Below are 11200 nucleotides of genomic sequence, written 5' to 3'. Positions count from 1 at the left end.
AATTTCTCAATGTGCAAGTTCAAAGAATGTGATTTTTTCCCGATTTAATAGCATAAATTTTTTAATTAAATGTGCCTTTTATGCTGTTAGATCTGTTATATTCAGAAGATATCGACATTAAAGATTTAGAAAAATATTTCTTGGCTTCATCCCAGGGGCAAGCCCTGGGTTTTCGCCTAAAAATTTTATAACAGATCCAAGTGACTCTGGCAAAATAAATTTTGTAACAAGCTGCAGCGGTGTTGCCCCCATTGCCAGTGCAGCTTCTAAAATGCCATTTCCTGTATCGAGAAGGGAATTTTCAAATAAGCGTGTCAAAAGCGGTATCGCGTTTACTGTAAGAGGCACAATTGCTGCTGTTGCTCCAATTCTCGTTCCTATTAAAAACTTTGTAACTGGCATAATTGCAACCAGAAGAACAACAAATGGTGTACTTCTTACAATATTAATTATCACATTGATGATATTATAAATCACCACATTCTGGTATAACCCGCCCTTTCTTGTAAAGATCAGCACGATTGCCAGAACAAATGCGACAATCGTTACAATAATCAGGGCTATTCCAACCATGTATAATGTCTCTGCAAATGATGTTAACAGCTTATCATTTGATATTCCAAGAAATTCTTCAAGTGCCATATTTTTTCTCCTTTGCGTCTTCCTTATTGATTCTCTTTAACAGCTTGATGATCGCTTTTGTCATTTTTGGATCAAGTGCACTAGTTGATTCATCGCTAAGCAAAATAGATGGATCTGTTGCCAAGGCTCTTGCAATTCCTACTCTTTCTGCACAGAAAAGATAAAATTTGTTTTCTTTTTGTTTTCTTTTCTGTTGGTTGAAAGTATAGCAAAAGCCCACGATTTTCATCGTGAGCTTTTATTTTAACTATTTATTTTGATACCAGATTGCTACGTGCTTTGCACTCTCGCAATCTTCAAAAACATTCGTAATCCGCTCATTTTTCTTTGAAAAATGGCTACTTACTCATATTTTTGGCGGGTCAAGAGTTCAAAAAATCTCTTGCAAGCAAGCTTGCATCGGCTTTCTGACCTTTTGACCCTGGTATCATTTATATTTCAGCGTAATAATATCGCTGTCCTTTTTTTGTATCCATATGAAAAAATGATATATCATAAAGTTTCTTTAAATTTTCTTCACATAGACATTCATTTGTATTTCCTGCTGCAATTACCTGCCCATCTTTTAGCATAATCAGACGATCACAATAAATTCCAGCCAGATTGATATCATGAAGCACCATAAGCACAGATACGCCTTCCTGTCTGTTTAATTCCGAAAGCGTCTGCATGATTTCAATCTGGTTTTTAATGTCAAGGCTTGTAATCGGTTCATCAAGAAGCATCCAAGGTGTGGTTTGTGCTACCGCGCGTGCAATCACAATCTTTTGTTTTTCGCCGCCGCTTAAGATAGCAAATTTTTTATTCTTAAGCTTATCTGCTTTTGTGAGCGAAAAAGCGCGATAAACTGCTTCTTTATCACCGATTGAGGTTCCCTCAAATCGTCCCTGATATGGTGTACGTCCTGTCATCACGATCTCCTCTGCCGTAAAGTCTGTCTCAATATCTGTCTTCTGCGGCACAAATGAGAGCAGTCTTGCAAGCTTTTTTCGCGGATAATCGTCAGCCGGCACATCACCAATTTTCATGCTTTCTTTACTCTCTGTTTTTAAAAATGCGAGTACATGACGCAGAAAGCTCGATTTCCCGGCTCCGTTTGGCCCGATAATTCCATAGATGTGACCTGGCTCAAGAGTAAGCGTGATATCTTTTAAAATTGGATGATCCATCCCTTCTGGTGTCCAGGTCAGATGATTGCTTACAATATCTACTGATTTGAGCAAATCCATTCCCGATGCCGATTCTTTTTTATTTCCTTGTCGACTCACGATTGTTTTCTCCTTTTTTGATTTTACGCTGTTCACGAGGGTATTCTACGAAAGCGGCTCGCTGCTAATCTAGATTGTGGACCGTAAACGTTAGAAATTTCTCACGCCAACTTCTTCTTAATTAGCAGAATCAGATATGGTGCCCCGACAATTGCTGTCAGCACACCAACTGGCAGTTCTCCCGGTGCAGTCACTGTGCGCGCTAACGTATCGCAAATCATCAAGAAAAATCCGCCTCCAAGAATCGCCCCAGGCAAAATTCTTCGATAATCATCACCAAGCAAAAATCGTACAATATGAGGAATCACTAGTCCGACAAAACCAATCACACCGCTGACGGAAACACATGCGGCAACCATCACCGATACTACTAAAATCAAAATTCGGCGTATACGCGCTGTCTCGATACCAAGACTCTGTGCCGTCTCCTCACCCATCGCCATCAAATTCAGATCCTTTGACAAGACAATGCAGACACAAAGACAAATCATTTCACAGATAGCCACATAACAAACCTTCACCCACACTGCAGATGAAAAGCTTCCCATTGTCCACAGATAGACTTGTTCGATCTTATCATGATTAAGGGACATAAGAAGTGACATCACAGCTGAAAAAAGTGTACTGATTGCCGTTCCTGTAAGAAGGATACCTATTGTCTTTGCTCCCTTTTTCATGCCTCCAATCAAATATACTAGCATAATTGTTAAAATCGCACCAATAAAAGCACACACACCAATAGTTCCAATCCCCAAAACACTCACCTGTACACCAAAAAGAATAGCAATCGTTGCGCCAAGTGCGGCACCTGAGGATACACCTAAAATATGCGGATCAGCAAGCGGATTTTGAAAAATCCCCTGAAACACGCCTCCCGCTGCCGAAAGTCCTGCACCAACAAGTGCTGCAAGCAAAACTCGAGGCAGGCGAACCTGCAAAATTATATAGCGCTGCATCGTGCTATACGCTGATATATCCACAAATTGGCCTATTCCTGGAATACCAGACAGCGCAAGCTTAATGCTCCCTATTATGCCAATCTCTGCAGATCCAACACTTAGGGAAATGGCAGCTCCCACAAAAAGAAGAGCTGCCATGCAAACATAAATATACAAATATGTTTTTTTCTTTTCCATTACTTTTCTAATGCTGCCTTTACGTAAGCAACCTCATCGGCCTTTGCGTTACAGTTAAATATCTGACCAAGTGTGATTACAGTCTCATCATCTTCTGCATCAACATAGATAACAGGAATATTGGCATCGTCAAACTTTGCCTTTTCCTCAGCAGAATACTCTGCATCTGCAACAACAACTGCCGGAGCCTCTAAAACAACGTCCTCAACACTTTTTTGTTCATACTCGGCATCCTCACTAACTACACCGATTTCCTTTAACAGATCGAAAACTTCCTCGCTTGCAGCGTAAACGCTCTCTGGGCAAGATTCGATATTGTACTCTACAACACCACTTTTTACATTAACCGGATACTCAGTATCTGATGGGAAGCACTCTGGATGAAGCATCTGTGCTAACTCTACAACAGCATCTGCATTTCTCGGTCCCTGACGATCAAGCATGTTAGTATCAATAGTCTCTACAAAACCATTCTTTACTGCACTCAGCTCAGTATACGGATCTGTTGTGCAGAAACCTTCCTCATTATAAGCATTTAAGATAACATACTGCGGATCCTTCTCCAGAAGTGTCTCTGTGGAATATGACCATCCCTCCACATCTGATGCAATGTTGTCACCGCCTGCCGCTGTCAGAATACCATTTACGAAAGTATCTCCTCCAGCTGTATAATCGCCGTACTCACCGTATCCAACTACATAATAAACTGTCGGATTCTCATCAACATTTGCCAGACGATCAGAAACATAGTCCATCTTTGTCTGCATTTCATCAACGGTCTTTTCTGCTGCTTCTTCACAGTTTACAGCCTCGCCAACCAAGCTGATCATATCATAAACGCCTTCCATATCGCCCTCATCATAGAGATACAAAACAGGAACACCAGCATCATCAAGCTGCTTTACTGCATCATCTGAAAAATGAGTAGAGGCAAGAACCAGATCTGGCTCCAGGCTTAAAATTTTCTCAATATCTGCATTTGAAATACTGCCAACAGACTCAACCTCGCTGACTGCTGCCGGATAATCGCAGTAATCGGTTCTTCCGACTAATTTATCACCTGCACCGATTGCATACAGAATCTCTGTCATATTGGGTCCCATGGATACAATCTTTTCAGGCTCCTCATTAATTGTAATTTCAGTGCCGTCTGTTCCGGTTAATGTAAGCGGATAGCTAACCTCGCCAGACTCCTCAGATTCGCCTGCCTCAGATACTGCTTCTGTCGCTGATTCAGACTTAGCTTCGCTGCTTGCCTCTTTTGCTGCCAATACAGATGTACTTGACGCCACAAGTGCTCCACACATAATAATTGCCTGCATCTTCTGATACTTTCTCATAAAACTCCTAACTGCAGATTTTTTCTGCATCACATATTCTTTTGCGCTCTATATTATAACGAACTATGGCCTGTATTTCAAGCAAATTATTTTAAAGGCAGAACTGCAGTGTTCCTCAAATTAACATCTCTGCCGCAAACACAATCACGCAGCATATTACTGCCACTAGAAACATACTTACACCCTTTCTAGCAGCAATGATTCCTGCTATAAGTGCCAGTACTCCTGCAATCGGCACAGCAGTCGTTTCTACAATCGCTGGAAAAGTCATGACAGATAACGTTACATACGGTACATAGAATAAAAATGACTTTAAAAATGGATTTTCAATTTTCTTTCGGATCAGTGTAAGCGGCACCGCGCGCACGGCAAAGGATACAAGCGCAGACACCATGATATACAGATAAATATTATGCTGCATAGTTTTTATCTCCTTCCTGCGTTTCGTCCTTCACTGGAAACAATACTGCGGCTGCTCCTGCGATTACAATTGTCAAGATTATAGTTCTCATACTTGCAGACAAAGTTTTTGTGACTGGAAGCCATGTAAACAGGCCACTGAATACAAAACTAATCAAAACAACACCACCTAAAACTTTGTTTTTCTTTGTAGGCGGAATGACAATTGCTAAAAACATGCCATACAATGCAACGCTAAGCGCACTTACGGCAGAAGCCGGCAGGATATTTCCTGCAACAATTCCTATTGCCGTTGCAGATGACCATGCCGGCAGTGCGAGCGCCATTGCTCCATAAGTATAAAAAGGATTCACATTTCCAGGTCTTGCAATGGAGATTCCAAAGATCTCATCGGTAATGCCAAATCCGACTAATACACGGTGGATAAGCTGTGCATCTGGTGCAAAACGCTGACTTAATGCACAGCTCATCAAAAGATATCTTGCGTTTGTTATAAGGATGACGAGTGCCATCTCAATGTAAGGCGCACCTGCCTCTATTACAGTAAATTCTGCATACTCACCTGCTGATGCATGGTTGAGCATACTTGATAGAAAACCCTGAAACGGGGTTAGTCCTGCTTTTCTTGCCATAATTCCAAGTGAAAATGCAACTGCGAAATAGGCAAGTGCAATGGGGATGCTGTCATACATCCCCTTGCTGAATGCTCTCTTGTTACTCATTGTACTGCTTACTGCCAGCCCTTATCTGACCAGTCATGGTCTTTAATACGCTGATACTCCTCCATGGAAATTTTAAGAATGGTTCCGTGTTTAAAACCATATGGGAACGAAAATGCGGCGTCACTTCTTATAAAGTTTCCACTTGCTAAACTATCTGCGACAAATGGCACATACCCTTGTCCTGCACCCGGCACGCCATAGTAATCTAAGAAAAGACACCATCTGCCATCCTCTAACTTAACAGCTGTTGCTGCCTCATATTTGCCTTCCTCGATGGTCTCCATACTCTTATCAAACGCTTCAATTCTCGTATATGGTCCAGTGATTTCATCTGAACGAAGCAGCAGTATACGCGCTGGATTTTGACCACTCTTAACAAACAGATAGTAGCTTCCATCTTCCTCATAAAGTGCGGAATCTATTATATCATGTTCTTTCCACTCATATAAAATTTCCGGCTTTGAAAATTCTTTAAAATCCTTTGTGCGGCTATAAAAAATTGCTTTTTCACCGTAATTATTTCTTGCATGAGAAGAAGACCAGTGCACAACATAATCTTCTGCCTTTTTATCATAAATAACATCTGGTGCCCACAAACAGCCAAACTGTTCGTCTCCAATCTTTGCAAGACGCTGCTCCGTCCAGTTTACAAGATCATCTGACTCCCATATTGCAAGGCTTTTACTTCCGTTACGACCGATCTCATCCCATGAATGATGATACTGTCCGCGCATTCCATAAGACAAGCTTAAATCTGTTGCCAGAATAACAAATTTTTCCTTTCCAGTCTGTGGATTTTTGCAGCGCACTACAGTAAAATCACGCACTCCCTTATCACCATAATAAGCCCAAAGCACTGGCGCACCGCCGTTTACCTCTTCCCAGTTAAAGCCATCCTTGCTTACACCAAAGTAGACCTGCTCTCCATCCGGCGTTGTCTTCTCTCTAAAATGTACAAATAAATATGCCTGCATCCTTTCATTACCTCCTTGTTTTCACGGGGACAGGGACAGTGGCTTTTTTACTGGGTACACTGACCCTATTCTTATCCCCATTATTTTCCCATTTCTCCTATCATAGCACAGCAAAAATAGAAAAACAATGATGAAAAAACTCCCTCGTGGCTTATTTAAAAGTCATGAGGGAGTGTACTTCACTATTTTTAATTTTTAATTACGTCGATTCTACTAATTACGCTGGAAGCAGGCTGCTTCTCTTTAATGCTATAAAAACAACCTTACCTAATGCAATTGCAATTACCATCTTGAGTAAATCAAATGGGATAAATGGCATTACACATACGCTTAATGCATAGCCTACTGTACACTGTGCCTGGATTACAAACCAAACTGTTCCAAACAGATAAGCAATGGCTGTTCCGGCTACCATACCAACAAAGCTCCAAACAATGTTTCTGTTTGTCTTTTCCAGAACAATTCCGCTGATTAAGGCAAGCAGAATAAATCCTACAAGATAACCGCCCGTCGGGCCTGCCAGCTTTGCAATACCGCCTGTATAACCAGAAAATACAGGAAGTCCAACCACACCAAGAAGCATATAAATCAGATAGCTGATGCAGCCTTTCTTTGCGCCAAGCAGGTAAACAGTCAGGTAAATTACAAGATTCGTAAAAGAGATCGGAACTGCTCCGATCGGGATGGACATTGGTCCCAAAATACACATAAGTGCCGCCATAATCGCACACATTGTCATTGTCTTGACAGATTCATTTCTCATGATTATTTATTTCCTCTCTTACTTTGCTGTTTTTTGAGTCTTCTCATACTCTGGTGTCACATTTCTTCCGATTCCCTCAAGCATTTTTTTATCGCTTCTAATTGTTGCACAGGCAACTGTTGTCAACATATTTCCTGTGATCGTTGCTGATACACCAGATTCAAATGCTAACTCTCCATCATTTGTCAAAAGAGCACGTCCAGCGCCAAGGCGAATATCTGCCTTTGGATTAATATAGCGAAACAAAGCAACAGTACGCAAAATATCAGGTTCCGAGATTCGTTCAAGATTCTCAAGTGGTGTGCCTTTAATTGGCATCAGTGAGTTTATCGGAATTGAGTCGACACCGCACTCAAAAAGACTTACCGCCATATCAATACGATCCTCCCACGTCTCACCCATACCGATAATTCCACCGGAACAGACATACATGCCCTCTTCCTTTACCATCTTTAATGTGGCAATCTTTTGCTCATATGTATGTGTCGTGCAGATCTGTGGAAAATAACGTTTTGAAGTCTCAATATTGTGATGATAACTTGACACACCTGCCTCATGAAGTCTGTGAAGCTGCTCTCTTGTCAGAAAACCCATTGAAGCACAAAGATCAATGCGACATTCCTTCTTCATCGTCTCATACGCGTGAATAGCCTTTTCAAACTCCTCACCTGTAAGTGCCTTTCCTGCCGTAACGATTGAGAAACGATCTACGCCTTCTCTCTCATTCATCTTACAGGCTTCTATAATCTGCTCCTCTGGTAAAAAGCCATATACCTCACAATCTGTGTGATGATGCGCCGACTGCGCACAATACTTACAGTCCTCAGGGCAGCGTCCGCTTCTTCCATTAATGATTGAACAAAGATCTACCTTATCTCCTACAAAATGCTCACGAATTTTATCCGCGCCTTTGCACAGGTCATCTAAATCACAGTCCAGAAAAAAAGACAGATCATCTTTTCTTGTCAGTCTCTTTCCTTCAATAATCTCCTCTGCCAGCTTTTGCATATCCATGTTTTTTCCTCCTCCCGGCAAATTCGAATTGATTGTACTCTTTTTTGTTTTGATTGTCAACCTATTTTTATTTTATAGTTAACATTTCTTTCATAAATAAAGCTACAGTTCACACGTCATGTTACGAAAGCCCGAAGGTGCAATGGCTTTCACGTAACTATTTTAAAAATAAGCAAAGCAGCTTCCTCTTCCAATTGTGATATGGACGATATCTAATCGGCAGATCTATCCACGTTTTCTTGTCTACAATACTTTTGTAATGAGTAAAGGTGTCAAAGCCTGTTTTTCCATGATAGCTTCCCATACCACTCTCACCAAAGCCGCCAAACGGCATCTCGCTTGTTGCCAGATGAATCAGCGTGTCATTTATACAGCCGCCACCAAATCCGATTTTTTCTATTACACTTTTGGCTGCGCACTTATCCTGTGTAAAAATATAAAGTGCCAGTGGGTGTGCCATACTGCGAATTGTATCAACTGCCTCATCAATAAAGTCATATGTCAAAACTGGAAGAATCGGTCCAAAGATTTCTTCCTGCATAACTAAATCTGAAAATGTTACATTATCCATTATGGTCGGCTCAATTTGCAAAGTACTTCGATTTGCAGTTCCGCCAACAACAACCTTTTTGTAATCAATCAGTCCAAGAAGCCTGTCAAAATGTTTCTCGTTAATGATCTTTCCATATTGTTTTCGCTTTAATGGCTGCCTTCCATATTGCTTTTGTATCTGTTTTTTTAATTCATTCACCAGCTCATCTTTTACTGCACTGTCACAGTAAATATAATCTGGTGCAACACATGTCTGTCCGCAATTTAAAAATTTTCCAAATACAATTCGTTTCGCTGCAAGCTTGATGTTGGCTGATTTATGAACGATACATGGACTCTTTCCGCCAAGCTCAAGTGTAATTGGCGTTAGATGAGCTGAAGCGCAGCGCATTACTTCTTTTCCGACAGACTGACTGCCTGTAAAGAAAATATAATCAAAATTCTCATTTAACAGACATGTATTTTCTTCCCGTCCGCCTGTGACAACTGCCACATATTTTTCATCAAAGCATTCTCTTAACATGTGGCTGATAAGCTCACTTGTATTTGCAGAATAAGCACTCGGTTTTACTATAGCCGTATTGCCTGCTGCTAGCGCATCAACTAATGGTTCAAACGTCAGCATAAGAGGATAATTCCAAGGACTCATAATCAGCACCACACCATATGGAGATGGCTTTTGATAGCTTCTTGAATGAAACTGTGCAAGCGGTGTATGTACTGTCCGCTCTTTTGCAAATTTGCGCGTATGCTTTATCATATATGTCAGCTCACTTAAAACAAGTCCTGTTTCACACATATAGCTCTCAAAAGCGGATTTTCCTAAATCTGCACAAATTGCCTGATTGATCTTTTTTTCATATTTTATAATGCATGCTCTCAGTTTTTCTAGTGCGCTTATACGAAACGATACATTCAAAGTCTCACCAGAATTAAAAAAGTCCCGCTGCTTTTTGACTAACTTTTCAATTTCTGTCTGTGTCATGATTATATCTCTCCCCCAAAATTTTCCCCTTTTAGAAAGATAAGACTTACGCCATATACATGATAACAACAAACAATAAATTATTATTTGTTGTTCTTACATTCTCTAGCATCTCCATCAGCTTTGTAAATGGGCCGATATTTCCGCCTATAACGATCTCTATTTTTAATGGCTTGTCCCATGCTTGTAAAATACCGTGAAGCTCCTCAAGCTCACTATTATAATCTGCCGGCATTCCTTTAAGACGTCCGAAACGCTTCAGCGCATCCTCCTCTGTCTTTAATCTTACCAGATCAATTCGTATTTTTTCCATAATCACTTCCTCCAACATTATCCACATTTGAATACAAAACAGCAATCGTGTTTTGTTTATATTGATCTATTATAGCTGTTTTGTGTGTCTTTTTCAACCATTATAATCCTGTATCATCAAACTGTGGAATAAAGCTTTCCTTTGCAGTCTCACCTTCTTGTATAAATCCATTTTCCACACCCAAATCAATTGCATAGTCCACAACCTCATCATATTCCTTCTGCGTGATCGTGCGGCCAAGATTTTTAAAGCGCTTCTCAATTCCCGGCATCGGTGTGTATTGGTTCATAATACTTATATAGATCTGATCACCGTATGTCTCATATAGATAACGAATGGCTTCTTTTGACTCTTTTATATGGCCTGGCAAAATCAAATGACGCACAATCACACCTCGCTTCATCATATCTCTCTCATCAAATTTTGCATCTCCAGTTTGCTTTACCATCTGTGCAAGAGCACGCTTTGCTATCTCTGGATAATCTGGTGCATTAGAATAGCGCGCAGCCATCTCACTGCTTATATACTTAAAATCCGGCAAAAAAATATCCACAATTCCATCAAGTGCCTCAATTGCCTCAACCTTTTCATATCCGCTCGAGTTATAGACAATTGGAATTGTCAATCCACTCTTCCTTGCTCGCTTTATGCTCTCAATGACAATTGGCAGATAATGGCCTGCCGTCACGAGATTGATATTATTTGCCTTTTTTTCCTGAAGCTCCATGTAAATCTCGCAAAGCCTATCTTGTGTAATTGTCCTGCCAGAATGACCAAGCGCAATTTCTCTATTCTGACAATATACACAGCCTAAATTACAGCCTGAAAAAAATACAGCTCCTGATCCCTCATCACCAGAGATGCATGGCTCCTCCCACATATGAAGGGCAGCTCTTGCTGCCGTTATTGTGTTTCCAACTTTACAGGCGCCAAAACCACGCGTACGGTCAGCACCACACTCGCGCGGACACAGCCTGCAATTAGTCCAGTCTATCGTAAAATGCTTATTTTCTTCCATTTTTTTGTCTCCATATTTAACTTTTTCTTACAATTCCCAAAAAGCAGTTGTGT

Annotated in this window: 12 protein-coding genes and 1 pseudogene; all 13 read right to left on the bottom strand. The window is 40.7% G+C overall.

Annotated elements, in window-relative coordinates:
* Nucleotides 1-117 precede the first annotated feature (117 nt).
* The 13 genes and pseudogenes from LKD48_RS13405 to LKD48_RS13345 all read right to left on the bottom strand — a co-directional run bounded on the left by LKD48_RS13405 (nucleotide 118) and on the right by LKD48_RS13345 (nucleotide 11147).
* On the bottom strand, nucleotides 118-642 hold the full coding sequence (locus tag LKD48_RS13405; RefSeq protein WP_227102531.1) for an ABC transporter permease subunit: 525 nt from the start codon (nucleotides 640-642) through the stop codon (nucleotides 118-120).
* Between the two features lie 19 nt (nucleotides 643-661).
* Nucleotides 662-790: pseudogene (locus tag LKD48_RS16565) on the bottom strand (methionine ABC transporter ATP-binding protein); the annotation flags it as partial.
* Nucleotides 791-1073: 283 nt separating this feature from the next.
* A complete protein-coding gene (locus LKD48_RS13395) occupies nucleotides 1074-1910 on the bottom strand; it encodes an ABC transporter ATP-binding protein (protein ID WP_308732269.1) in 837 nt (278 codons plus the stop codon).
* Between the two features lie 101 nt (nucleotides 1911-2011).
* Nucleotides 2012-3046, bottom strand: coding sequence for a FecCD family ABC transporter permease (locus tag LKD48_RS13390; RefSeq protein WP_308732268.1), 1035 nt, complete (start codon nucleotides 3044-3046; stop codon nucleotides 2012-2014).
* A complete protein-coding gene (locus LKD48_RS13385; RefSeq protein WP_308732267.1) occupies nucleotides 3046-4416 on the bottom strand; it encodes a helical backbone metal receptor in 1371 nt (456 codons plus the stop codon). The genes LKD48_RS13390 and LKD48_RS13385 overlap by 1 nt, the downstream gene beginning before the upstream one ends.
* Nucleotides 4417-4501: 85 nt before the next feature.
* On the bottom strand, nucleotides 4502-4807 hold the full coding sequence (locus LKD48_RS13380; RefSeq protein ID WP_118615162.1) for an AzlD domain-containing protein: 306 nt from the start codon (nucleotides 4805-4807) through the stop codon (nucleotides 4502-4504).
* On the bottom strand, nucleotides 4797-5528 hold the full coding sequence (locus LKD48_RS13375) for an AzlC family ABC transporter permease (protein ID WP_308732266.1): 732 nt from the start codon (nucleotides 5526-5528) through the stop codon (nucleotides 4797-4799). The genes LKD48_RS13380 and LKD48_RS13375 overlap by 11 nt, the downstream gene beginning before the upstream one ends.
* Before the next feature lie 8 nt (nucleotides 5529-5536).
* Complete coding sequence (locus tag LKD48_RS13370) at nucleotides 5537-6502, bottom strand: glycoside hydrolase family 43 protein (protein WP_308732265.1); 966 nt, start codon at nucleotides 6500-6502, stop codon at nucleotides 5537-5539.
* Between the two features lie 217 nt (nucleotides 6503-6719).
* Nucleotides 6720-7265 (bottom strand): biotin transporter BioY, encoded by a 546-nt coding sequence (locus tag LKD48_RS13365; protein ID WP_227102267.1) that lies wholly within the window; start codon nucleotides 7263-7265, stop codon nucleotides 6720-6722.
* Nucleotides 7266-7283: 18 nt separating this feature from the next.
* The gene (gene bioB / locus LKD48_RS13360) at nucleotides 7284-8279 is read right to left on the bottom strand and encodes a biotin synthase BioB (RefSeq protein WP_308732264.1); all 996 of its coding nucleotides are present in this window, start codon (nucleotides 8277-8279) and stop codon (nucleotides 7284-7286) included.
* 157 nt (nucleotides 8280-8436) lie between these two features.
* Nucleotides 8437-9816, bottom strand: a complete 1380-nt coding sequence (locus LKD48_RS13355; RefSeq protein WP_308732263.1) for an aldehyde dehydrogenase — start codon at nucleotides 9814-9816, stop codon at nucleotides 8437-8439.
* Nucleotides 9817-9862: 46 nt separating this feature from the next.
* Entirely contained in the window at nucleotides 9863-10129 is a 267-nt protein-coding gene (locus LKD48_RS13350) for a hypothetical protein (protein WP_118615177.1), read from the bottom strand.
* 100 nt (nucleotides 10130-10229) lie between these two features.
* A complete protein-coding gene (locus tag LKD48_RS13345; protein WP_308732262.1) occupies nucleotides 10230-11147 on the bottom strand; it encodes a radical SAM protein in 918 nt (305 codons plus the stop codon).
* Nucleotides 11148-11200: the final 53 nt, after the last annotated feature.

This window comes from Anthropogastromicrobium aceti, assembly GCF_020687335.1.
GTDB classification, from domain to species: Bacteria; Bacillota; Clostridia; order Lachnospirales; family Lachnospiraceae; genus Anthropogastromicrobium; species Anthropogastromicrobium aceti.
The sequence above is the reverse complement of the archived record's forward strand: the minus strand, read 5'-3'. Positions and strand labels throughout refer to the sequence as shown.

What these genes read in the sequence shown, in the direction of transcription:
- LKD48_RS13405 (WP_227102531.1), bottom strand. Translation starts at nt 642, where the DNA reads ATGGCACTTGAAGAATTTCTTGGAATATCAAATGATAAGCTGTTAACA.
- LKD48_RS13390 (WP_308732268.1), bottom strand. Translation starts at nt 3,046, where the DNA reads ATGGAAAAGAAAAAAACATATTTGTATATTTATGTTTGCATGGCAGCT.
- LKD48_RS13385 (WP_308732267.1), bottom strand. Translation starts at nt 4,416, where the DNA reads ATGCAGAAAAAATCTGCAGTTAGGAGTTTTATGAGAAAGTATCAGAAG.
- LKD48_RS13380 (WP_118615162.1), bottom strand. Translation starts at nt 4,807, where the DNA reads ATGCAGCATAATATTTATCTGTATATCATGGTGTCTGCGCTTGTATCC.
- LKD48_RS13375 (WP_308732266.1), bottom strand. Translation starts at nt 5,528, where the DNA reads ATGAGTAACAAGAGAGCATTCAGCAAGGGGATGTATGACAGCATCCCC.
- LKD48_RS13370 (WP_308732265.1), bottom strand. Translation starts at nt 6,502, where the DNA reads ATGCAGGCATATTTATTTGTACATTTTAGAGAGAAGACAACGCCGGAT.
- LKD48_RS13365 (WP_227102267.1), bottom strand. Translation starts at nt 7,265, where the DNA reads ATGAGAAATGAATCTGTCAAGACAATGACAATGTGTGCGATTATGGCG.
- bioB (WP_308732264.1), bottom strand. Translation starts at nt 8,279, where the DNA reads ATGGATATGCAAAAGCTGGCAGAGGAGATTATTGAAGGAAAGAGACTG.
- LKD48_RS13355 (WP_308732263.1), bottom strand. Translation starts at nt 9,816, where the DNA reads ATGACACAGACAGAAATTGAAAAGTTAGTCAAAAAGCAGCGGGACTTT.
- LKD48_RS13350 (WP_118615177.1), bottom strand. Translation starts at nt 10,129, where the DNA reads ATGGAAAAAATACGAATTGATCTGGTAAGATTAAAGACAGAGGAGGAT.
- LKD48_RS13345 (WP_308732262.1), bottom strand. Translation starts at nt 11,147, where the DNA reads ATGGAAGAAAATAAGCATTTTACGATAGACTGGACTAATTGCAGGCTG.